This is a genomic window from Flavobacterium rhamnosiphilum (genome assembly GCF_004349195.1).
Taxonomy (GTDB): domain Bacteria; phylum Bacteroidota; class Bacteroidia; order Flavobacteriales; family Flavobacteriaceae; genus Flavobacterium; species Flavobacterium rhamnosiphilum.
In genome coordinates this window covers 36199-60578 of sequence record NZ_SMLG01000012.1, presented here as the reverse complement: position 1 = coordinate 60578, position 24380 = coordinate 36199, and the positions used below count along the sequence as shown (strand labels likewise).

At 33.4% G+C, this 24380-nt stretch carries 20 protein-coding genes; 17 read left to right on the top strand and 3 right to left on the bottom strand.

All coding sequences use genetic code 11. The features are described 5' to 3' along the window. Positions 1–78: 78 nt before the first annotated feature. Genes E0I26_RS14030 through E0I26_RS14015 form a run of 4 tightly spaced genes read left to right on the top strand, consistent with a single transcriptional unit; the run spans position 79 to position 4103 of the window. Positions 79–681 (top strand): trimeric intracellular cation channel family protein, encoded by a 603-nt coding sequence (locus E0I26_RS14030; RefSeq protein WP_131917071.1) that lies wholly within the window; start codon positions 79–81, stop codon positions 679–681. A 35-nt stretch (positions 682–716) separates the two neighbouring features. Then, entirely contained in the window at positions 717–1718 is a 1002-nt protein-coding gene (locus E0I26_RS14025) for a GNAT family N-acetyltransferase (RefSeq protein ID WP_131917070.1), read from the top strand. Further along, positions 1715–2827, top strand: coding sequence for a DegT/DnrJ/EryC1/StrS family aminotransferase (locus E0I26_RS14020; protein WP_131917069.1), 1113 nt, complete (start codon positions 1715–1717; stop codon positions 2825–2827). The genes E0I26_RS14025 and E0I26_RS14020 overlap by 4 nt, the downstream gene beginning before the upstream one ends. A 1-nt stretch (position 2828) precedes the next feature. After that, a complete protein-coding gene (locus tag E0I26_RS14015) occupies positions 2829–4103 on the top strand; it encodes an O-antigen translocase (protein WP_235831778.1) in 1275 nt (424 codons plus the stop codon). Between the two features lie 4 nt (positions 4104–4107). On the opposite strand, the gene E0I26_RS14010 is transcribed toward E0I26_RS14015, so the two are convergent. Beyond that, positions 4108–5205 carry a glycosyltransferase gene (locus tag E0I26_RS14010; protein WP_235831777.1) on the bottom strand — a complete coding sequence of 366 codons (1098 nt, stop codon included), beginning with the start codon at positions 5203–5205 and terminating at the stop codon, positions 4108–4110. On the opposite strand from E0I26_RS14010, the gene E0I26_RS14005 reads away from it, so the two are divergent. From E0I26_RS14005 to E0I26_RS13995, 3 genes are read left to right on the top strand one after another with little or no spacing between them, the layout of a single operon-like run. Further along, on the top strand, positions 5169–6131 hold the full coding sequence (locus E0I26_RS14005) for a glycosyltransferase family A protein (protein ID WP_131917067.1): 963 nt from the start codon (positions 5169–5171) through the stop codon (positions 6129–6131). The two genes, E0I26_RS14010 and E0I26_RS14005, sit on opposite strands and share 37 nt — an antisense overlap. After that, positions 6128–6535 (top strand): sugar 3,4-ketoisomerase, encoded by a 408-nt coding sequence (locus E0I26_RS14000; RefSeq protein WP_131917066.1) that lies wholly within the window; start codon positions 6128–6130, stop codon positions 6533–6535. The genes E0I26_RS14005 and E0I26_RS14000 overlap by 4 nt, the downstream gene beginning before the upstream one ends. After that, positions 6532–7632 carry a glycosyltransferase family 4 protein gene (locus E0I26_RS13995; protein ID WP_131917065.1) on the top strand — a complete coding sequence of 367 codons (1101 nt, stop codon included), beginning with the start codon at positions 6532–6534 and terminating at the stop codon, positions 7630–7632. Before E0I26_RS14000 ends, E0I26_RS13995 begins: the two co-directional genes overlap by 4 nt. On the opposite strand, the gene E0I26_RS13990 is transcribed toward E0I26_RS13995, so the two are convergent. Next, positions 7629–8519: a glycosyltransferase family 2 protein gene (locus tag E0I26_RS13990; RefSeq protein WP_131917064.1), complete on the bottom strand. Its 891-nt coding sequence runs from the start codon at positions 8517–8519 to the stop codon at positions 7629–7631. The genes E0I26_RS13995 and E0I26_RS13990 overlap by 4 nt on opposite strands. After that, positions 8519–9202, bottom strand: a complete 684-nt coding sequence (locus E0I26_RS13985; protein WP_131917063.1) for a cell division ATP-binding protein FtsE — start codon at positions 9200–9202, stop codon at positions 8519–8521. Before E0I26_RS13985 ends, E0I26_RS13990 begins: the two co-directional genes overlap by 1 nt. Positions 9203–9438: 236 nt before the next feature. On the opposite strand from E0I26_RS13985, the gene E0I26_RS13980 reads away from it, so the two are divergent. The 10 genes from E0I26_RS13980 (at position 9439) to mdh (ending at position 24190) form a co-directional block, all read left to right on the top strand. Beyond that, on the top strand, positions 9439–12453 hold the full coding sequence (locus E0I26_RS13980) for a tetratricopeptide repeat protein (RefSeq protein WP_131917062.1): 3015 nt from the start codon (positions 9439–9441) through the stop codon (positions 12451–12453). 82 nt (positions 12454–12535) lie between these two features. Then, entirely contained in the window at positions 12536–13399 is an 864-nt protein-coding gene (locus E0I26_RS13975) for a PhzF family phenazine biosynthesis protein (RefSeq protein WP_131917061.1), read from the top strand. Positions 13400–13525: 126 nt separating this feature from the next. After that, positions 13526–15277 (top strand): TonB-dependent receptor, encoded by a 1752-nt coding sequence (locus E0I26_RS13970; RefSeq protein WP_131917060.1) that lies wholly within the window; start codon positions 13526–13528, stop codon positions 15275–15277. A 107-nt stretch (positions 15278–15384) separates the two neighbouring features. Then, complete coding sequence (locus E0I26_RS13965) at positions 15385–15834, top strand: hypothetical protein (RefSeq protein ID WP_131917059.1); 450 nt, start codon at positions 15385–15387, stop codon at positions 15832–15834. A gap of 501 nt (positions 15835–16335) precedes the next feature. Then, positions 16336–17961 (top strand): amidohydrolase, encoded by a 1626-nt coding sequence (locus E0I26_RS13960; RefSeq protein ID WP_131917058.1) that lies wholly within the window; start codon positions 16336–16338, stop codon positions 17959–17961. 195 nt (positions 17962–18156) lie between these two features. After that, positions 18157–19773 carry an asparagine synthase B gene (gene asnB / locus E0I26_RS13955; protein WP_131917057.1) on the top strand — a complete coding sequence of 539 codons (1617 nt, stop codon included), beginning with the start codon at positions 18157–18159 and terminating at the stop codon, positions 19771–19773. Between the two features lie 612 nt (positions 19774–20385). Next, positions 20386–22329, top strand: a complete 1944-nt coding sequence (gene gyrB, locus E0I26_RS13950) for a DNA topoisomerase (ATP-hydrolyzing) subunit B (RefSeq protein ID WP_131917056.1) — start codon at positions 20386–20388, stop codon at positions 22327–22329. A 25-nt stretch (positions 22330–22354) separates the two neighbouring features. Beyond that, complete coding sequence (locus tag E0I26_RS13945) at positions 22355–22591, top strand: hypothetical protein (protein ID WP_131917055.1); 237 nt, start codon at positions 22355–22357, stop codon at positions 22589–22591. 27 nt (positions 22592–22618) lie between these two features. Next, positions 22619–23185: a tetratricopeptide repeat protein gene (locus E0I26_RS13940; RefSeq protein ID WP_131917054.1), complete on the top strand. Its 567-nt coding sequence runs from the start codon at positions 22619–22621 to the stop codon at positions 23183–23185. A 69-nt stretch (positions 23186–23254) separates the two neighbouring features. After that, positions 23255–24190 carry a malate dehydrogenase gene (gene mdh, locus E0I26_RS13935; protein ID WP_131917053.1) on the top strand — a complete coding sequence of 312 codons (936 nt, stop codon included), beginning with the start codon at positions 23255–23257 and terminating at the stop codon, positions 24188–24190. Positions 24191–24380 lie beyond the last annotated feature (190 nt).

The following is a 24380-nucleotide window of genomic DNA, read 5'->3' as shown; positions in this document are numbered from 1 at the left end:
ATTTTCTTTAATTTTGCCTGAATTATATTCAATAGACAGCATTCTTACTTTATCCATTTTTAAATCCACAAAAACATCATGTTTTATTTATTAGACATCATCGGCACATTGGCTTTTGCTATGTCAGGCGCATTGACTGCAATGAATAAAAAGCTCGATCCTTTTGGTGTGTTTATCATTGCTTTTGTTACGGCTGTGGGTGGCGGAACGTTGCGTGATGTGATGATTGGTAGAACCCCCGTGGGATGGATGCGTGATTTGAATTATGTTTATGTAATTGTGATCGGATTTATTTTGGCCATTATTTTTCGAAAAAAATTCGACCGATTACGAACTTCGTTGTTTTTATTTGATACTATAGGATTAGGCGTTTTTACATTAATAGGTCTTGAAAAAGGAATTAATATAGGTCTTCATCCAGTCATTTGCGTAGCTTTAGGGACCATGACAGCTTGTTTTGGAGGTGTAATCCGTGATATTTTATGTACTGAAATCCCCGTTATTTTCAGAAGAGAAATTTATGCAACGATTTGTATTTTGGGTGGAATTGTTTTTTTTATTCTAAAAAAATTGAATTTAGATAATGATGTTTTATATCTAATAACTTCTTTGGTTATTATTACGGTACGCTTGATGGCAGTGAAATTCAAATGGTATTTATCACCTTTAGAGAATAAATAAAAAATGCTTAATTTCACGAAGTCTAAAATCAAATAGTGAAAAATTATTCCGTCAAACAATACCAGGAAAGCGATTATGCCAATTGGAATGCCTTTATAGGTCAAGCCAAAAACGCTACCTTTTTATTTCACCGTGATTTTATGGAATACCACAAAGATCGATTCGAGGATAATTCCTTGATTGTTTTTTATAAGGATAAATGGATTGGAGTTATACCAGCGAATAAAGTTGGGAATGAAATTTTTTCGCACCAGGGATTGACTTATGGTGGTTTAGTGTATAATGATAAGTCAAAATTGAGAACTATAATTACCGCTTTCAGGGCTGTTTTGTTGTTTCTAAATGACAATGAAATCGAGAAACTGCATCTGAAAACGATTCCATCTATTTATCATACTAAACCTGCCGAAGAAATTCAATATGCTTTGTTTTTGGCGGAAGCCCAATTAGTAAGAAGAGATAGTTTGTCTGTGATTGATTTGTCACAGAAAAATAGTTTTTCAAAAATTAGAAAAAGAGGTGTTCAAAAAGGAAAAGCAAGCGGATTAGTCATTAAAGAAGAAACTAATTTTGAATCTTTTTGGAATGAAATATTGATTCCAAACTTAGATGAAAGACACAGAGCAAAACCGATTCATTCTATTGCAGAAATGAATCTTTTGAAAAGCCTTTTTCCTAATAATATATGGCAGTTTAATGTGTATTATAACGATAAAATTGTCGCAGGAACTACTGTTTTCGAAAGTGAAATGGTTGCGCATTGTCAATACATTTCTAAATATGAAAAGGATGAGAATCTTGGAAGCTTAGATTTTTTATATCATTTTTTGATTACGGAAGCTTTTGCCAATAAACGATTTTTTGATTTTGGGATTTCTAATGAAGCGCAAGGAAAATTATTGAATGATGGATTGTCTTATTGGAAAGAAAGTTTCGGAGCCAGTACAATAGTCCATGATTTTTATAAAGTCAAAACGGCTAATTATGTTAAGCTAGATTCCTTTTTTACTAAATCAAAAAATATGCTGACCAAATGATTCCATTTCTTGATTTAAAAAAAATAAACGAACCCTATGAAACCGCTTTTCAGGAAAAATTGAAATCGGTTTTAGCTAATGGTTGGTATGTTTTAGGGAACGAAGTAAAGGAATTTGAAACCAGTTTTGCTAACTATTGCGGAACAGAATATTGCATCGGGACGGGAAATGGTTTTGACGCTTTAGTTTTGATTTTTAAAGGATATATTCAACTTGGGAAACTGCAAAAAGGGGATGAAGTTATTGTTCCTGCCAATACTTATATTGCGAGTATTCTGGCTATTTTACAAGCGGATTTAATTCCTGTTTTGGTCGAGCCAAAATTAGAAACCTACAACATCAATCCCGATTTAATTTCACAAAAGATTACTTTAAAAACCAAAGCGATTCTGGCAGTTCATCTTTATGGACAATTGGCAGAAATGGATGCGATACATGAAATTACCGTTGCCAATGATTTGCTGGTTATCGAAGATGCAGCTCAGGCTCACGGAGCAATCAGAAATCAAGAATCAGTAATCAAAAATCAAAAATCAAGCGTAGCGTATAGTTTTTATCCTGGAAAAAATTTAGGAGCCTTGGGCGATGGAGGAGCAGTTACCACAAATGATGCTGAATTAGCCAAAGTTATTCAATCACTTAGAAATTACGGTTCTGAAACGAAGTATTATAATGATTACATTGGAGTAAATTCAAGATTAGATGAATTGCAAGCGGCTTTCCTGAATGTGAAATTACCTAATTTAGATATTGAAAACGAACTGCGAAGAACAATTGCCAAACGCTATTTGTCTGAAATTAAAAACGATAAAATAATATTGCCAACTGTGTCATTTCGAGGAACAAAGCAATCTAATCATGTTTTTCATTTGTTTGTCATTCGAACACAAAACAGAATCGATTTACAAGACTATTTACATCAAAATGGTATTCAAACGGTAATACATTATCCCGTTCCGCCACACAAACAAAAAGCGTTATCATTATGGAATCATTTGTCTTTTCCAATTACCGAAAAGATACACAATGAAGTGTTGAGTTTGCCTATAAGCCCTGTTTTGACAATGGATGAGGTGAGTTTTATTGTTACAGTTTTAAATAAATATTAAATTGGAATTTATTAGAAAAATTTCCCAAACACTGCTGTTTAAGATTTCGTCTTTAAATAGTTTAAGCGTCATTTTAAAAATTGGAATTGGATTAATAACTTCAAAATTATTGGCTGTTTTTGTTGGTCCAAGCGGAATGGCTTTGGTCGGTAACTTGAGAAATTTTTTAACTTCTTTAGAAAGTATTTCGACTTTAGGTTTTCAAAACGGAATTATAAAATATGTTGCTGAAAACGAAAAAAATGAGAATGAGCTTAAAAAAATAATCACCACAGTTTTTATTAGTTTGGTATGTATTGCCACTGTTTTAAGTGGCATTTTATATTTTTTTGCGTCTTATTGGAACAGTCAAATATTTGGAAATAATTTTGAGTATGCTATTGTTTTCAAAGTACTGGCTTTAGCTTTGCCTTGGTACGCAATTTCTGTTTTTTTGTTGTCTGTACTTAATGGTCTAGGGCAATTCAAAGGAGTTATTTGGGTTAATATAATAGGAAGTGCCATTGGGTTATTAGTATCTGTCGGTATGATTTTGAATTATAAAACTCTAGGTGCGTTGCTGTCGTTAGTACTCTCTCCAGCTTTATTGTTTTTTGTGACATTTTATTACATAAACAAAGAAATCAATTTTTTTAAAACGATTCGGCTTCGTCAGTTTGATTATCAAGTGCTGAAAAATCTATCGTCTTATTCTTTAATGGCTTTGGTTTCAACAGTTTTAGGGCCTTTGGTTTATCTGTTAATCAGGAATCATGTTATCCAGAATGTTGGACTGGAACAAGCCGGTTTTTGGGAGACAATGACACGCATTTCGACGTATTATATGTTGTTTGTTACCACAATTTTGACTGTATATTTTTTGCCAAAATTGGCTGTCGCCAAAAACAATCAAGACACAAAACGTGTTTTTTGGAGTTATTTTAAAAGTATTTTACCCGTTTTCATAATTGTATTAACGGTGATTTATTTTTTGCGATTTTTTATCGTTAATCTACTTTTTACCCATGCATTTCTACCTGTAACAACTTTATTTTTTTGGCAGTTGGCAGGAGATGTTTTAAAAGTAGCTTCTTTGATTTTAGGGTATCAGTTTTTCGCAAAAAAATTAACTGTAGCATTTATAGTTTCAGAGTTGTTTTCACTTCTCGTTTTGTACTTTTCAAGTGTTTATTTAGTTAATTTATTTGGAATTCAGGGAGTTGTAATGGCTCAGGCTTTTGATAATTTTATTTATTTGTTGGTGTTGGTTGTTTATTTCAGGAAGAGTTTGTTTTAGTTTTTTAGATAAAAATGTAAGCTTTATTCCAAGTTTCTAAGTATTGATTAGCGATTTTTATATAATCATGTTCTTTCTCCACAAATGCTCTGGCACGTTTGCCAATTGCTGTAATCTCATTAGGATTTTCAATCAAAAATGACAATTCTTTTACTAAATAATCCACATTAGGCAAAGCGTTAATAGCTACTTTTTCGGATAAATTATAATGTTGTACAAACTCTTTTTCGGCACCAGTAAATACCACTTTTCCTTTTGCCATGGCTTCCAAGGCATTGTAGCCCTGATCGTCAGCATAGATTTGATCTAATACGATTTGTGCGGTATTGTATAAATTTATATAATCGTTATATGGGATGTTTTCGGTGATAATGACTGCTACTTTTTCAGCATATTTTTCCTGAATAATTTGCAATGTTTTTTCAAAATAAACAATCCCTTTTTTGATGTAACTAGAACGATTTATTCCCATAAAAATAACGATTTTATCATTAATTTTTTGTTCTTCAAATTCAATTTTTCGAGTGTTAACTGGATTTGGAATGAAATGAACCGAGTATCCCATTTTCTCCATCGGAATTTTATAATCTAAATCGGAGGCAATTAGGTTTTGACAGTTTTCGACCAACCAGTCAAAGGTTTTTCGATAGTTTTTTGTGGTGTACTTTAATGGATATTCAAAATGTTTTTTTAATGAATTATCTTCGAAATAGGGAGTCAGAATGCTGTAATCAGACTCTTTTTTGAGCAAATAATCAATAACTGTGGTTTCATCACCACAGATTAATAAGCTCCGATTTTTAATTTTTTTGAATACCTTTTTATAGAGTATTCGAGAGAAAAAAGGAAACGTTTCAATTGCATCCGAATTAATGAGCTGTACGTGATCAAAGTTCTTTAATTGTGGTAATAAAAGGAAAAAGCGAAGTCCTCTTTCTGCTTTCTCTAAATTGACACCCGTGAGTTTATAAAAGACATTTTTGATTTTTAGAGGCAACCAATACCCAGATAAAAAGGCGGAATGAAATGAATAATCAGTATCGAATTTTTTGAAATGATCTCCCGATGACAACAAAATTACTTCATGTCCCAGCGCTATCAATCCTTCTTTTAAAGAATTATGCAATCGACTGTATTCGCCAATCAAAAGTATTTTCATTTACAAAGCTGAATTATTTATATTTGTGTAAATATAATAACAAATTGATAAAAGAATTTAAAAAAGGAGATCTTGAAATAGTAATGGCTACGATGAATAGAGATTCTTTGGATTTTTTGATTCCTATCTTTCCTTTCTGTCATTTTTCAGAATTTTCAATTTTAATTATCAATCAAACCCTAGAGAATAAACTATTAGTTTCAGATTTTCCTTCCATTAGAGTTGTAAATTCATTTGAAAAAGGGTTATCGAAAAGCAGGAATTTAGGCTTGCAAAATGCAAAAGGGAAAATTATCTTAATAGCGGATGACGATGAAATTTTCAAGGAAGATTTTGAAAGCAGCATTCTTGAAGCCCACAACAATTATCCTGAGGCAGCCAGTATTTGTTTTGCAATAGAAGATTCTAATGGTTTCTTATTTAAAAAATATCCTTCTCAAACAAAATTGCAACTAAATAATCTAGATATTTTTAATATTTTATCCATTGAAATAAGTTTAAAAAAAACGGTATTAAATCAATTAAATAGTAAGTTTGATACTAATTTTGGCCTTGGAAGTCCATTCATGATGGGAGAAGAAGCTATTTTTTTGTCGGATTGGAAGAAGCAAAATAAAAGTATAATCATTGTACCTAAGCTTATAACAAGTCATCCGTCGATTTCAACAGATGATAAATTAAATTTTGAACAAAGATATTATATACAAGGTGCTTTCTTGACCAGAGTTTCAAATGATGGTTATTTTAAAGGGGTTTTTATGAAACTTTTTTTTGATATTAAACAAAACAAAATTAAAATAAACCAAGTTTTTGCAGCACTAAAAAGCGCAAACAAAGGAAAAGAAGCTTTTTTACAAATTACTAAATGAAAACAACTCTTAACGCCATACAATTGTTAAAAATCCCTGTTGTGGAAGATATGCGTGGGAATCTGGCATTTATTCAAGAGGATGTTTTGCCATTTGAATTTAAGCGGGTGTATTATCTTTTTGATGTGCCAAGCAATTCTTTTAGAGGCGGACATTCGCATATCAGTCAAAGCGTAGTGTTAATTGCTTTGAGCGGAAGTTTTGAAGTTGTTCTTAATGATGGAACTGAAAAAAAGTCATTTCTATTGAACAAACCCAATATTGGATTGTATATTCCAACGGGTATTTGGAGAGAATTGCAAAACTTTTCATCAGGAGCAGTTTGTTTAGTTTTGGCATCGGATGTTTTTGAAGAAGCCGATTATATTCGGGATTTTAATGCATTTTTGGATTCAAAAAAATGAAACTTTTATACATTGTTCCCAACATAAATAACGAAGGAGGTGTAGCTCGAGTACTTTCTGTAAAAGCCAATTATCTTGTTGAAAAATTAGGATATGAAGTTCATATTCTGACTCAAAACGAGGGATTTTTTCCTTTGTTTTATTCTTTTAATTCCAATATTATTTTTCACGATTTACTATTGAAAGGAAATGTCTTTCAGTTTTTTAATTCTTTTGCGAAAGGGTTAAAAAGTAAAATTAAAGCAATTCAACCCGATGTTATTGTTGTTTGTGATAATGGTCTAAAAGCATATTTGATTCCTTTTATTTTAAAAAATAAAGTTCCACTTATTTTAGAAATGCACAGCTCCAAGTTTATTGAAGAAAGAGAATTAAACAATGATTTTTTGACGAAAGTTAAATCTGGTTTTCTTCATTTTTTTAAAAAAATAGGAATAAAGAAATACGATCGATTTGTTGTTGTGACGAGCGAAAGCATTGCAGAATGGAAAATAAATAATGCAATTGTCATTCCAAATCCCTTGTGGTTTACTTTTGAAAAATCCAGTGCTTTAGTAAATAAAAAAGTCATTGCTGTTGGTCGGCATACGTATGAAAAAGGATTTGACAGAATGTTACAAATCTGGAAAAAAGCGGTTGCTAAACACCCGGACTGGATATTGGAAATTTATGGAAAATCATCTGAAAATATTAATTTACGATTGTTAGCTGAAAATCTGAGCGTTTCTGACAATGTTGTTTTTTATGAACCGGTTCAGGATATTGATAAAAAATATTTAGAAGCTTCATTTTATCTAATGACGTCTCGATTTGAAGGTTTTGGAATGGTTTTAATTGAGGCAATGGCTTCCGGATTGACTTGTGTTGCTTATGATTGTCCGTGTGGACCAAGAGGAATAATTTCTCAAAAAGAAGACGGTTTTTTGATTGAAAACGGCAACGAATCAGATTATGTAAAAGCAATAGAGACTTTAATCGAAAATGCGACAGTAAGAAGAGAAATGGGAAAAAAGGCAAAATTAGCCAGCGAAAAATACCATATCGATGCTATTATGGAAACTTGGAATCAATTATTTATTGGAATCAAAAAGAATTAATTTTTCTGATTTATCGAGCATAAATAGCCAACTCGAAACCAATTAAAAAGAAATAAATTAGGATTCTTTTCGGTCAAATTTTGTGATAGATATTTTTCCAAAACGGAATGCATTTTTGAAATAATAAAAGTGGATTTTGTTCTTTTTAAAAAATGATACAATTGAATCAGTCTTACAAATTCAATATCAATTTTTTCTTCTTCGTATAAGGAAATCAAATTTTCTAAAGACTCTTTGGTTTTATTCAGATAAACCAAATTGTTGTCAATGTCTCCATGTTTAACAGGGTTTTCTATATGATTTACTTTCGCTTGCAATACACTCAATTGATACGAAAGCTGGGTGTCATCATGACCATATTTCTTCCTGTTTGTGTCAAATTTCACTTTGTTGAAACAGTCTTTTTTAATTACGGTATTATTAAAAAGTAACGATTGATATGGTTTTTTCTTTCGGTTTGCTGCAGATTTGTCTTCAATAAATCTTCCGTATTTCCAACGTAGTTTTTGATTGTCAGAAGGACATTTTTCAGGATGTAACCTACCGCCATAAACAACATCAAAATCATGAAGATTTTCAATGTATTTTTTTATGTAATTGTCATGAATAATGATGGAGTCCCCGTCGATAAAAAGCAAATAATCAAATTTTGCTTGTTCGGCAAGGGAATTTCTATTTTCACGATGTGCCAGATTTTCTTTTAAGGAGACAAAACTGCAATTTGATAATGCGTTTACATTTTCATTACATGCATTCAAACTTGATTTTGAAGCGTCGTCTTGACATAGAATTTCAAAAGATATTCCGCAATCCATACATTGTTTATGCAGCTCTAGAACAAGAGGATAAACATTGTAATTGTATATTGGAACAAGAATGGAAAGCATTATGCCGTTCTCTGAACCACTTCAAAGATTTTTGCATCTTCACATTTCAATGTTTTTGAAGGGAATTTCATCAATAATGCATAATCGTGTGTTGCCATAATAATGGTTTTTCCGTTAGCATTGATGCTTTTTAATACTTCTAAAACTTCGGCACTGGTTTGTGGATCAAGGTTTCCTGTTGGTTCATCAGCAAGGATTAATTCGGGGTCGTTCAGTAAAGCTCTGGCAATGGCAACACGCTGTTGTTCGCCACCTGAAAGTTGATGCGGCATTTTATTGCCAAATTCTTTCATGCCTACTTTGTCTAAAACTTCATCAATTTTTCGTTGCATTTCGTCATTGTCAATCCAGCCTGTAGCTTTTAGAACAAATAACATATTGTCTTTTACGGTTCTGTCCGGTAGTAATTTGAAATCTTGAAAAACGATTCCAATCTTTCTTCTCAAAAACGGAATATCATCTTCTTTTAAAGTGGCTAAGTCAAAATCTACAATGTTTCCTTCTCCTTCTGTTAAAGGTAAATCAGCATATAAAGTTTTCATTAAACTACTTTTTCCAGAGCCTGTTTTTCCAATGATGTAAAGGAATTCACCGTGTTTTACCTCCAAGTTTACCTCTGTTAAAATAGATTTTCCTTCTTGATAAATATTTACATTTTTTAAAGACAGTACGGATTGTGACATAATTTGCATTTGTTTATTGGGTAAAAGTAAGAAGATAACGGTTCTATTCAAAATAAATTCTGTTGTATTAGACAGAATTACAAAAATTATAAATAATATGTCAAAGTAGCGGAGTTTAAAGGGATGAATAAAGTTAAATTCTACGGTGTTAAAAAAAATGTTCATAATAAAAGCCAATAACGATTCGTTATAGAGTTCAGAATATGATACATTTGAATTATTAAAATAAAACACCAATGCGTAAAATTTCTTGGCTCTTCTTTATCCCAATTTTTATTATAACGGCCACTATTTCGGCACAAAAATCAACCATTTACACGCACGATTCGAAAGATTTTAATAAAGCGGTTTCTTTATTTAAAGACGCGCAATATGCATCGGCGCAACTAATTTTTAATAAAGTAAAGGAAACGGCGACTACTGAAGAATTGAAATCAGATTGTGCGTATTATGCCGCTAATTGTGCCATTCGAACCAATCAAGCGAATGCTGATGCATTGATGGAGCAATTTGTTTCGGACTATCCTACGAGCGTAAAACAAAATCAAGCGTACATTGAGGTGGCACATTATCATTTTAACCAAGGGAATTATCCACAAGCGCTGCAATGGTTTGATAAAGTGGACGAAAGCAGTTTAAGCAGAAATGACCAAGATAAATTCAACTTCCAGAAAGGCTATAGTTTTTTTAATGCCAAAAAGAAAAAGGAGGCCACAGTCTATTTGAATAAAGTCGTTAACTCTGCCGAATATGGTTCTCAAGCCAAATATTATTTAGGTTTTATGGCATATGAAGGCGATGATTACAAGCAAGCTACAAAATATTTTGATGAAGTTTCAGGCGAAGAAAAGTACAAAGAAAAGCTTTCATATTATCAGGCTGATATGAATTTTAAGTTGGGTAATTTCCAAAAAGCTATTGATTTAGGACAGAAAGCAATGGCTAAATCAAGTCCTTTAGAAAAATCTGAACTGAATAAAATCATTGGCGAAAGCTACTTCAATTTGAAGCAATATGATAAAGCAATTCCATATTTAGTAGATTATAAAGGGAAAAAAGGAAGGTGGAATAATACGGATTTTTATCAATTGGGATATGCGTATTACAAACAAAAAGACTACGAAAACGCGATTTCTCAGTTTAATAAAATAATCGGAGGGAAAGATTTTGTAGCGCAAAATGCGTATTATCATTTGGGAGAAAGTTACCTCAATACTGATAAAAAACAACAAGCTTTGAATGCTTTCAAAAATGCTTCTGAAATGGAGTTTGATTTGGCCATCCAAGAAGATGCCAGTTTAAATTATGCCAAATTAAGTTATGAATTAGGGAATTCATATCAAAGTGTTCCGGCGGTTTTACAGGCTTTTTTGAAAAAATATCCGGATAATGCAAGCCGTTCAGTGGTTGAAAAATTACTGATAGATTCTTATATTTCTTCTAAAAACTACAAAGAAGCCTTAGTTTTATTGGAAAAAAATAAATCACCAGAAAATAAATTAGCCTACCAAAAAGTACTTTTTTATAGAGGTTTAGAATTATACACGGATGGAAATTATCCAGAAGCATTGAAAATGTTCACGAAATCCATAAGTGAACAAAAAGATGCTGTTTTTACTGCTCGTGCTACTTTCTGGCAAGGAGAAACGGAATATGTTTTGAATGATTTCAAAGGGGCGTTATTAAGTTTCAAGCAATTCATTGGTTCAAACCAAGCAGCAACAACACCAGAATTTAAAAATAGTAATTACAATATTGCTTACACGTATTTCAAATTGAAAGAATACGAGCAAGCGGGTAATTATTTCCAAAACCAAATAGAAAAAGCACCTTCGGATAAAGTACGTTTGAATGATTCGTATTTGCGTTTAGCGGATTGCCGTTTTGTAACTTCAAAATACGGTCCGGCTATGGATGCGTATATTAAAGTCATAGAATCCAAAAGTGAAGACGCGGATTATGCCTATTTTCAAAAAGCGATTTGCTACGGATTTATTGCTAAAAACGATAAGAAAATAGAGGAATTAAACGCTTTTTTACAATTGTATCCAAAATCAGAGTACAGAGACGATGCGCTTTTTGAACTTGCCAATGCCTATGTTGCCGAGAATAAAAATGACCTTGCCGTAAAAACGTATGACCGATTAAATACTGAATTTAAAAAAGGATCTTTCACTTCCAGATCTATTTTGCGTCAGGGATTAGTGTATTATAACACGGATAAAGACGATCAGGCATTGTTGAAATTTAAAAAAGTTGCTGCTGATTTCCCTAGAACTCCGGAGGCTTTAGAAGCTGTAGCCACCGCTCGATTGATTTATGTGGACAATGGGAGAGTAGATGAATATGCAACTTGGGTTCGTACATTGGATTTTGTTGCTGTAACAGATGCAGAATTGGATAATGACACGTATGAAGCTGCTGAAAAACAATTTCAACAAAATAATGCCAAGCAGGCTATTGCAGGATTTAATAGTTATGTAAGCCAATTTCCTCGAGGAATACATGCTTTGCAGGCTAATTATTACCTTGCTCAATTGTATTTTTCTGAAGGATCAGAGAGCAAATCGATTCCTAATTATGAGTATGTAGTTGCACAATCCAGAAGTGAATTCACAGAACAATCGTTATCAAGATTGGCTCAAATTTTTCTTAAAAACAAAGAGTATGAGAAAGCAATTCCGGTTTTATCCCGTTTAGAAAACGAAGCGGATCTTTCTCAGAATAAAACATTTGCACAATCGAACTTGATGAAATTGTATTACGATAAGAAAGATTATCCGAATTCAGGTATTTATGCCGAGAAGGTTTTGATGAATCCTAAAACGGATGATAAGGTAAAAAGTGATGCGCAAATAATCATTGCACGTGCGGCAATTGAAACGGGTGATGAAGCAAAAGCGAAAGTTGCTTACGCAAAATTAATGACGATTGCCAAAGGAGAATTAGCCGCCGAAGCCCTATATTATGACGCTTATTTTAAAAATAAAGATGAAAAATTTGAAGCTTCCAATACTGCAGTTCAAAAATTAGCGAAGAATTATTCCAGCTATAAATATTTTGGAGCCAAAGGATTAGTCTTAATGGCGAAAAACTTTTACGGATTGAAAGACAGTTACCAAGCAACCTATATTTTAGAAAATGTAATTCAAAATTTCACTGATTTTTCGGATGTAGTTTCTGATGCGCAAAAAGAATTGGATATTATAAAAGCGGAAGAATCCAAAACAAATTCATCGATTACCAAGTAAAGAAGTCTGGGAATTGGATTAAGAAAACAAGAAGAATCGGCATGAAATTTTTAAAATAATCGAAAGCCAAAAAACAAAGAGAATGAATCTATCTTTTTACATCGTTGATGTTTTTACAGAGAAAAAATATGCAGGCAATCAATTGGCTGTTTTTTTAGGAGCTGATGCCTTAAGTGACGAACAGATGCAAAAAATTGCCCGTGAAATCAACTTTGCGGAAAGTACCTTTATAACTAAGCTTGAACCAAAAATTAGTGTCGCGGAAATCAGAATTTTTACTCCAGAGCACGAAATGAAGTTTGCGGGACATCCAATCATAGGAACTTCTTGGGTTTTGATGAACAGAATATTTGAAAATCAACCCGAAAAGATTACGTTATCGGTTCCAATTGGCGAAATTCCAATTCATCAATCGGGAGATTTGGTTTGGTTGCAGGCTGCTCAACCCCAGTTTTTGGATACTTTTTCAGCAGAAGGTTTTTTATCCTTCAGTAATTTAAGCAGTGCTGATTTTGATGATGAATTTCCCATTCAGGAAGTAAGTACCGGAAGCGCCTTTGTAATTGTTCCTCTGAAAAATAAAAAAGCATTGGAGAATTTAATTCTTGACAAGGATAAAATGAACGAATGGTTGCATACACACTGTAAAACAAATCATAGGGCTTTGTATTTTTATTGTTTAGAAGATGCAAAACTAATTAGCAGAATGCTATGTATTGAAAACAATCAACTTATTGAAGATGCAGCAACGGGAAGTGCCAGTACTTGTTTACAGGCTTTTCTTTTAAAATATTATTCACCAGAAATTAAAATTGTCAATCATCAGGGAGATTTTATAAACAGAGCTTCCCAAATTTATTTTGATGGAAAATTAACTGAAAATCATTTTGTTATAAAAATCGGAGGAGAAACGCAATTCATTGCAAAAGGCGAATGGGAAGTATAAATTACAGGTTAAGAGTTATAAATAAAAAGTAAAAAAGAGACAAGAAATAAGTAAAGGTTAGTAATTAGACAATTTTGAAAAGTCTTGTTTCTTTCTTCTTTTATCAAAAAAAAAACAACAATAAAAATGAGAATCAATTTTCAAAATAAAATAATTATAAGTCTGTTACTTATTGTATTTCAATTTTCGTTTGCACAAAAGAAAGAGCAAATAGGCACAGAAACTGTAAATGTTGTAAAACCATATACGCCAAAAATTTCGGACGCTTTCAAAGTAAAAGAAATTCCTGAACTGGATGAGGAAGGAAATGCCAAAAAAGAAAAGATAAAATACACGATTTTCTCTTTTCCGGTAGCCTCAACTTTTACACCATCCAAAGGAAAAGCTGAAGGAGTAGAGAAAGAAAAACAAGCGCATTTGTTTAAAAATTACGCCACTTTTGGTGTGGGGAATTACGGAACCTTTATTGGGGAATTATTCGTAAATCATGATATTAATAATACGGATTATGTTGGCGGAATGTTTCGTCATCATTCGTCTGAGGGCGGAATCAAAAATGTAAAATTAGAGGATGGTTTTTATGATACATCGCTAGACTTGATGTATGGTTCCAATCAAAAAGACGTATCGTGGAATCTGGATTTAGGGTATCAAAACCAAATTTATAATTGGTACGGATTACCTGCTGATTTTGGCAGTACTTTGGCTCCTCAAGACAGAGTGACTTTGATTAACGGAATTAATCCTCAGCAAACCTACGGTACGATATCATTAGGCGGAAATGTAGCCTTTAACGAAAGTATTTTGAACAAAGCAAGTCTGAAATACAACCATTTTTCGGATGCTTCAGGATCTTCTGAAAATCGTTTTTATGCAAAACCGATTGTCGAATTTGATGTAATGGAAAGTGCTGTAAAAACAAATATAATTGTAGATTATGTTGGTGGTAGTTTCAAGAAAAATTATTCAAATACCAATACAGAGCGTATAAAATATGGTTTTACAAATTTTGGAGTTGTTCCTAGTTTTGTAATGCAGGAAGATGATTGGACGTTGAATATTGGGGCTGGTTTGTTTTACAGTTTGGACAATGAAAACAGCAATAATAAATTTTTAGTGTATCCGCAGTTCAATGCTTCTTACAAAGTTGTTGGCGATTTAATGATTTTCTATGCTGGAGCCGAAGGAAATTTAGAGCAAAACTCATATATGGATTTTGTCAATGAAAACCCGTTTTTATCGCCAACATTGAATATTGCGCCGACAGACAAGCAGTATGATGTTTTTGCCGGATTAAAAGGGAAACTAACTAACAATGTGAGTTATAATGTTAAAGCTTCGTATGTAAACGAAAGAAATAAAGCCTTGTTTAGAAGCAATGATTATAATGAAAATACGGGTAACGATGATTATGCGTATGGAAATTCCTTTCAAGTGGTGTATGACGATATGAAAACATTGCGTTTTTATGGAGAATTAAAAGCTAATTTTTCTGAAGATGTGTCTTTTGGAATCAACGGAACTTTCAGTAGTTATACCAATGATTTTCAGCAAGAAGCTTGGAATTTGCCAACAATAAAAATAAATTCAAATCTTGATTTTAATATAACGGAGAAATGGTTCGCTGGTGCAAATGTGTTTTACGTAGGCGAGCGAAAAGATTTTCAGGTGAATACTTTATTTCCTGCCAATGCTGCTCCTGTAACTTTAAAATCGTATTTTGATGTAAATGCAAATGTTGGATTCAAATACAGCGACCGATTGACTGCTTTTGCAAGAGCCAATAATATCACTAATAATGCCTACCAAAAATGGTTGAATTACCCAGTTCAGGGTTTTCAGGTGATTCTGGGAGTGAACTATAAATTTGATTTTTAAATCCCCACCCCAGCCCTCCCCGAAGGGGAGGGAGCCGAAACGCAAAACAATCTTCGCTTTTTTTATTAAAAAACTTTGTGACTTAGCGCCTTCGTGGCAAAATATTTATGACTTTTAAACAAAAAATACATACCCATTATCTGCAATTAGTTCAGGACAGAATCGATGTTTTCAAAGACATGATTGTCGCCCTTACTGAAGATTCGAAGAACGACGCCAAAGGCTCCGCAGGAGATAAACACGAAACTGCTTTGTCAATGATGCACATTGAGCAAGAGAAACTCAATCGTAAATTGAGAGAAGTGATGGATCAAAAAATAGTTCTGGATAAAATTGATGCCGCTACAATTGCTGAGACAATTATTGTGGGGAGTTTAGTAAAAGCAAACGGGATTTATTTATACCTGAGTGTGGCGCTTCCAAAAATTAGTATTGAAGGCATCAATATTATTGCATTATCACCGCAATCCCCTTTGGGAAATAAATTGATGGGAAATTCAAACGGATTTACTTTTGAGATTAATGGGACGAAGTATTTGATTGAAGAAATTAACTAATTTACAAATGGATTATTGGTATTTAATATGCAGTTTTTCTTGGTTTATATCAGCTTTTGCTTTTTATAAAATTCATAAACTTTGGCATAAGGACGTTACCGAAAAGGATAAACTTTATAAATTTCAAGTAAAAGCTGGAAACTTCAAACATTGGGTAGGGATTATAATGCTTATAATTATGGGAGTTGTTTATTTTTTCAAAGCAATAGGATAATTTCTTTAAAAAATCAGTCATAATCCGTGTTGCTTATCCGTCTCATCTGCGTTCCATTTTACAATCCTCGACTTCGATTCTGCTTTTACATCTTTTAAATTACAATTTAAATGTAAATCCCCTTTGGGAATAAATTGATGGGGAACAAAGTGGGATTTACTTTCGAAATCAATACTACAAAATACATTATCGAAGACATTTTATAAGCTTCTTCTTTCTAAATATTCGTTTATAATTCACCGTTGTTCGGGTTTCTTTTTTATATTAGCTCAACTAAACTGTTTATTATGAAACGAGTTACACTTCTTTTTGCTTTATTTTTATTGATTTCCTGTGATCAAAAAAATAAGATTTCGGTTGATACTATTATTACAGATGCAACTATTTACTCGGTCAATAACTCCTTTGAGACGGCTTCGGCTATGGCGATCGATAAGGGGGAAATTGTGGCTATTGGTACCAATGGTGAAATTGCCAAAAAATATGAATCTAAGAATACGATAGAAGCCGAAGGGAAATTCATTTATCCGGGCTTGATTGACGCGCATTGCCATTTTTATAGCTATGGATTAAGTCTGCAGGAAGCGGATTTACGCGGAACCAAAAGTATGGATGAAATAATTACACGTTTAAAGGCTTTTCAAAAAGATAAAAATCCAACATTTATTGTTGGGAATGGCTGGGATCAAAACGATTGGAAAGTAAAAAAGTATCCTACAAAAGCAGAATTAGATGCTGTGTTTCCTGACATTCCTGTGGTATTGAATAGAGTAGACGGGCATGCAATAATCGCTAACAGTAAAGCGTTGAAATTAGCGGGAATTACAAAAGACACGAAAGCTGTTGGCGGTCAGATTGAAATGGCTAATGGTGAACCAACTGGGGTTTTAATAGACAATCCGATGGAATTAGTCACTAAAATAATTCCGAAACCAACCCGTAAAATACAAATTGCCGCTTTGTTGGATGCCGAAAAAGTAATGTTTGATTACGGATTGACAACTGTAAATGATGCGGGATTAGATCCGGATATTATTCATTTAATAGATAGTTTGCAAAAAGCAAAAATTTTAAAGCTTAATGTATATGCTATGATTACGGCAAACCAAAAAAACATCGATTTATATCTAAAAAAAGGAATTTATAAAACGGATAATTTAAATGTGCGTTCTTTTAAAATGTATGGAGATGGCGCTTTGGGTTCCCGTGGCGCATGCCTACATAAACCATATTCTGACATGCCAGAACAATATGGTGCTTTGTTGTCTTCTGTTTCGGAATTAAAAGCGGTTGCAAAGCAAATAGCGGCTTCGAATTTTCAATTGAATTCGCATGCTATTGGCGATTCGGCAAATACAGTTATACTTAAAATATACGGCGAAGTTCTAGCAGGTACAAAAGACCGAAGATGGAAAATTGAGCACGCCCAAGTTTTGCGGGAACAAGATTTTGATTATTTCAAATTTGGGATAATTCCTTCGGTACAACCTACACATGCCACATCCGATATGTATTGGGCTGGTGATAGATTGGGGAAAAGAAGACTGAAAAATGCGTATGCTTATAAAAAATTACTTCAAAAAGCGAGGATGATAGCTTTAGGAACGGACTTTCCTGTAGAAGAAGTGAATCCGATGCTGACCTTTCATGCAGCCGTAGCCAGAAAAGACAGCAAGGGATATCCAAAAGATGGTTTTCAAATGGAAAATGCTTTAACCAGAGCTGAAACTTTAAGAGGGATGACCATCTGGGCTGCTTATTCTAATTTCGAAGAAAAAGAAAAAGGAAGTCTGGAAGTAGGTAAATGGGCTGATTTTGTAATGTACGATCAGGATTTAATGAAAGTGGAAGAAAATAAAATGGTAAAAATGAAACCAATAAACACCTATTTAAAAGGCAACAAAGTGAAATAAATGAATTGTCAGCCTTTGATAATTTACAAGTGTAATCGAATGTTTTAATTTTCGGGTGTTTGAATTACGTTTTTACTGTAAAAATCAATTTTTGATTTTAAATTATAACTAAATAGTGTGTTTGTGTTTTGTATTTGTAACTGGTATCGCATCTTTGCCTTATCAAAATAAACAAAACATTTAAAATATATAGTTATGTGCGGAATATTAGCCATTATAGGAAAAGGAAAAGATGAAGAGTTAGTAAAAACACTTTCAAAAAGAATGTCACACCGTGGCCCGGATGAAAGTGATTTACACGTAACAGAAAACGGACATATTTTAAGTCATGAACGTTTGTCTATCATCGATTTGCATTCAGGAAGACAGCCAATTCAAGGAACTTCAACTGCTTGGATGATTCATAATGGAGAAGTTTACAATCATCAGGAGTTAAGGGATGGTGTTTTGAAAGGACATACTTTTAGAACTAAATCCGATTCAGAAGTTATTGTGCATTTGTACGAAGAGTTTGGTTACGATTTTTGCAACATGTTGGATGGAGATTGGGCTTTTGTGGTAGTTGATGGTGATGATTTTATTGCCGGTAGAGACCCAATGGGAGTGAAGCCGTTGTATTATGGTTTGGATGAAAGAGGAAGAATTTATTTCTCCTCTGAAATGAAACCTATTGCAGATCAATGTAAAACATTCTCTACATTTCCTCCAGGACATTTTTATACTCAAAAAACAGGTTTTGTAAAATATTACAAACCGGAATACGAAGACTACTTAAAAGCGGATCAGGATTTAGACTTGGATTTAATCAGGGAAACTTTAACTGAAGCGACCCGTAAAAGATTAATGAGCGATGTGCCAATTGGAGTGTTGCTTTCAGGAGGATTGGATTCTTCATTGACATCAGCAATAGCCTCTAGATTATTGGCGGAAAGCGGTAAAAAATTACATTCGTTCTCTATTGGTTTAGATGCTGACGCTCCGGATGCAGCGGCAGCCAGAAAAGTGGCAGAGTATTTAGGAACAGAGCATCATGAAATCCACTTTACAATAGAAGAAGGGATTAAAATCTTGGATAAATTGATTTGGCATTTAGAAACCTATGATGTGACTTCAGTAAGAGCAAGTACGCCAATGTATTTCTTGTCTAAAGCAATTACTGATATGGGAATAAAAGTGGTGCTTTCCGGTGAAGGAGCCGATGAGATTTTTGGGGGGTATTTGTATTTTAGAAATGCACCTTCAACAGAGGATTTCCAAAAAGAAACCATCGAAAGAGTTCAAAAATTATTTACTGCCGATTTATTAAGAGCAGATAAATCGACTATGGCTCATGGATTAGAGGCTAGAGTTCCGTTTTTAGACAAAGCTTTCCTGGATATGGCAGTTCGTATCAAAGCAGAAGAAAAGATGCCTAAAACGTACGATGGAAAAGAAAAATATATTTTAAGAAAAGCATTTGATACCCCTGACAACCCTTATCTTCCTGCAGAGGTTTTATGGAGACAAAAAGAACAGTTTTCTGATGGAGTAGGATACAACTGGATCGATCAATTGATTGAGTATTGTTCTTCTCAAGTTACGGATGAACAATTAGCTGGAGCTGCAGTAGAGTTCCCATACAATGCGCCAACGACTAAAGAAGCGTACTTTTACAGATCTATATTTAATAAATATTATCCGCAAGTAAGTGCAGCGCAAACGGTTAGAAAGTGGATTCCGAAATGGCAAGAAAACCAAGATCCAAGCGGAAGAGCTAATGCGGCACACGTTCAGGCGGATACCGAAATTGCTAAAACTGGAGCAACGGTTTAAAAAAAAAATCAATTTCAATAGCAATAGCAATGGCAATGGCAATGACAAAAATCAATTTAAAAATAATAATAATTTCAAGGACAGATTAAATTTGAATTAGTTAGCAAATTTCCCGGAGCGACATTTTTAATGTTGTTTTTGGGATTTTGTTTTTTATGACAGTCCGTTTAATGCCAATGCATTTGATTTTGTCATTTCGACGAAGGAGAAATCTCATTAGTTGCTCTCGTTATGTGATTTGTTTCACCTGTTCACTTCGTTCGAGTCTCCTTCGTCGAAATGGCAAAACAGTTAAATTTTATTCATAAGATGTAGCTTGGTGCAAGTAATTGACAATCATATTAATTTAAATTTTCAAGACGGCATGTAAATGTTTGTTTTGAAAATTTGTTTTTTTTTATAACAGGTTTCGTTTTGGAATTTGTTGTTTTTATTGAAATTGATTTTTGTCATTGCCATTGATATTGCAATTGAAATTGATTTTTGCTATTGAAATTTCTAACAATATGTTAATAACTTAACTGCTTAAAAATTGATTTTAACGGTTATATAATTTGCGTTTTTATATATTTGCGTGTTAGACAAAAATTACATTTTTTTAGAATAAAATATATGAGCGAAGAAATCAAGAAGGACAATTATTCAGCGGATAGTATTCAGGCATTAGAAGGAATGGAGCACGTAAGAATGCGTCCGTCGATGTATATTGGAGATGTAGGTGTTCGAGGACTGCATCATTTAGTTTATGAGGTTGTAGATAACTCTATCGATGAGGCAATGGGAGGCCATTGTGATACCATAATAGTTGACATAAATGAAGATGGGTCTATTTCTGTTGAAGATAATGGACGTGGTATTCCAGTTGGAATTCATAAAAAAGAAGGAGTTTCGGCATTGGAGGTTGTAATGACCAAGATTGGAGCTGGAGGAAAATTTGATAAAGATTCATATAAAGTTTCTGGAGGACTTCACGGTGTTGGGGTTTCTGTAGTAAATGCTTTATCCAATCATTTGAGAGCTACCGTTCATAGTAGTGATGGAAAAGTATACGAGCAAGAGTACGAAAAAGGAAAAGCGTTGTATCCGGTTAAGCAAATTGGAGAAACATCTAAGAGAGGAACGATCGTTACTTTTTATCCGGATCCAAGCATATTTACGCAAACAATAGAGTATTCTTATGATACTTTGTCAGCACGTATGCGTGAATTGTCATACTTGAATAAAGGAATCACCATTACATTTACAGATAAAAGAGAATTAGATAAAGACGGAAATTTTGTTTCTGAAATCTTTCATTCTGATGAGGGTTTAAAAGAATACATTCGTTATTTAGATGGGAACCGTGAGCCAATTATTGCACACGTAATTTCTATGGATCATGAAAAAGGAGAAATTCCAGTTGAGGTTGCATTAATCTATAACACAAGCTACACAGAGAATATTTTCTCTTATGTAAATAATATCAATACACACGAAGGAGGAACGCACTTGCAAGGTTTTAGAACTGGTCTTACCAGATCTTTAAAGAAATATGCAGATGCTTCTGGAATGTTAGATAAACTGAAATTTGATATTTCAGGAGATGACTTCCGTGAAGGTCTTACGGCTATTATTTCGGTAAAAGTTGCTGAACCACAATTTGAGGGACAAACTAAAACTAAACTGGGGAACAGAGAAGTTGTTTCGCCGGTGAGTCAAGCGGTGAGTGAAATGATTGAGAATTATTTGGAAGAAAATCCAAATGATGCTCGTATCATTGTTCAAAAAGTAATTCTTGCAGCTCAGGCTCGTCATGCAGCCAAAAAAGCGCGTGAAATGGTACAGCGCAAAACCGTAATGGGTGGCGGTGGCTTGCCAGGGAAACTATCGGATTGTTCTGAGCAAGATCCTGCAAAATGTGAAGTGTATCTTGTCGAGGGAGATTCGGCAGGTGGAACTGCAAAACAAGGTCGTGACCGTGCGTTTCAAGCTATTTTGCCACTGCGTGGTAAGATTTTGAACGTAGAAAAAGCAATGCATCATAAAGTTTTTGAAAACGAAGAGATTCGAAATATATTTACGGCTCTTGGTGTTACAATTGGAACTGCCGAAGATAGTAAAGCGTTAAATATTGAAAAATTACGCTACCATAAAGTAATTATTATGTGTGATGCCGATGTCGATGGTAGTCACATTTCTACTTTAATCTTAACGTTCTTCTTTAGGTTCATGAAAGAATTAATCGAAGAAGGTCACGTATATATTGCCGCACCACCTTTGTATTTAGTTAAAAAAGGAAACAAGAAAGAATATGCTTGGAATGACGTGCAACGTGATCAAGCGAATGAAAGAATGGGCGGAAGCGCAGGAATTCAACGTTATAAAGGTCTTGGAGAGATGAACGCGGAGCAATTATGGGAAACCACAATGGATCCAAGTTTCAGAACGTTGCGTCAGGTAACTATTGACAGTTTGGCGGAAGCCGATAGAGTTTTCTCTATGTTAATGGGTGATGAGGTACCGCCAAGAAGAGAATTCATTGAGAAGAATGCAGTTTATGCAAATATTGATGCTTAGTTCATTTTAATTAAACCTTTATACAATGTTTAAACATCTTTTAAGCTATACAATAGAAGACATTTCGGAAATTATGAATATTCCAGTTATTCTTGAAATCGATAACTCAATTAATTCTAGAGAAATAGAGGGGGTTATTGTTGGCTATGGAGATGTTTCTAAATCTTCTACTCTTCCAATATTTATTAAATTTGAGGATTCTAAAGGCGAAATAAATAGCTTTAATTTATTTGATATTAAAAACATTAGAAAAGTTGATTGACTATTGAATAATTCTTAATGTCCTTCTATGAAAAATAAATCAATTTTAGTTTTTTTATTTCTTTTTTTAATTGGTATTATTGCTTGTAAAAAGAAATTTGATCCAGAAGAGTTTGAGTCAAAAAGGATAAATACTGCGGATAGTCTAGTTAGAATAGCATATAGCAAGTATGAATCTAAAGATTTCAATGGGGCTTATAGATTATGTAATGAAGCAATCTTAAGTTGCCCAGGATTTTCTAGAGCTACAGTGTTGATGGGTAAGATGAAATTAGAAGATGAAGAATATTCTAAAGCTATAGAGCTATTTACAATTGCAATAAATAATCAAGGGATTATGCAACATTACGAAGTTGAAGAGGTTTATCAAAAAAGAGCGTTTGCTAAAGAATCTCTAAATGACTATCGCGGAGCTTTAGCAGATTATAATATATTGACTGAATCATTTAATAGTAAATATGCGTATTATCACAGAGGCATTTTAAAATATAATTTCCTAGACGATGCAAATGGCGCTTGTTCAGATTGGAGTGTAGCAGGAGAAAAAGGTGATAATCGTGCCTATGATTTAATAGATAAATTTTGTAATAATTAAGAGATTTATAAATAACCGAATAAACAATTAACCACAGAAATTAACTAATAACCGAATAAATTTTAAAATATGAAAGTTACCATTGTAGGAGCAGGAAATGTAGGTGCGACCTGTGCAGATGTAATTTCTTATAGAGGAATTGCCAGCGAAGTAGTATTGTTAGATATCAGAGAGGGTTTTGCTGAAGGTAAAGCTTTGGATATTATGCAATGCGCTACCAATACGGGTTTTAATACCAAAGTATCAGGCGTTACCAATGATTATTCTAAAACCGCAGGAAGCGATGTAGTTGTTATTACATCAGGGATTCCTAGAAAACCAGGAATGACCCGTGAAGAGTTAATTGGTATCAACGCAGGAATTGTAAAATCGGTTGCTGAAAATGTATTGAAACATTCACCGGACACGATTATTGTTGTAGTTTCTAATCCTATGGATACCATGACTTATTTGGCGTTGAAATCTACAGGATTGCCAAAAAACAGAATTATTGGTATGGGAGGAGCGCTGGATAGTTCTCGTTTCAGAACCTATTTATCTTTGGCTTTGGATAAACCAGCCAATGATATATCAGCAATGGTGATAGGCGGACATGGAGATACTACTATGATTCCTTTAACAAGATTGGCTTCCTATAATGGAATTCCGGTTTCTCAATTTCTATCGGAAGAAGAATTGCAAAAAGTTGCTGCAGACACTATGGTAGGTGGAGCTACACTTACGGGACTTTTAGGAACGTCAGCTTGGTATGCTCCGGGAGCTTCAGTTGCTTTCTTGGTAGACAGTATTTTGAATGACCAAAAGAAAATGATTGCTTGTTCTGTATTTGTTGAAGGGGAATACGGTCAAAATGATATCTGTATTGGTGTTCCTTGTATTATTGGTAAAAATGGAGTGGAAGAAATTCTAGACATTAAACTAAATGATCAAGAAAAAGCCTTATTTGCTAAAAGTGCTGATGCTGTTAGACAAATGAATGATGCCTTAAAATCGATTTTAGCATAAAAAATTACATATATAATAAAGAAGACTGCACTTTTGCAGTCTTTTTCTTGAGATTAATTAATAAATAAATTGGTTAATCTTAACGTTAATTATATATTTGCTCGGTTTAAAAAAATGATGTAGTTCGAGATGTTCTTTTTTGAATTAAAAAAATCGATGTCAAGTCTTATTCTATAAGGTTTAAAGCAAA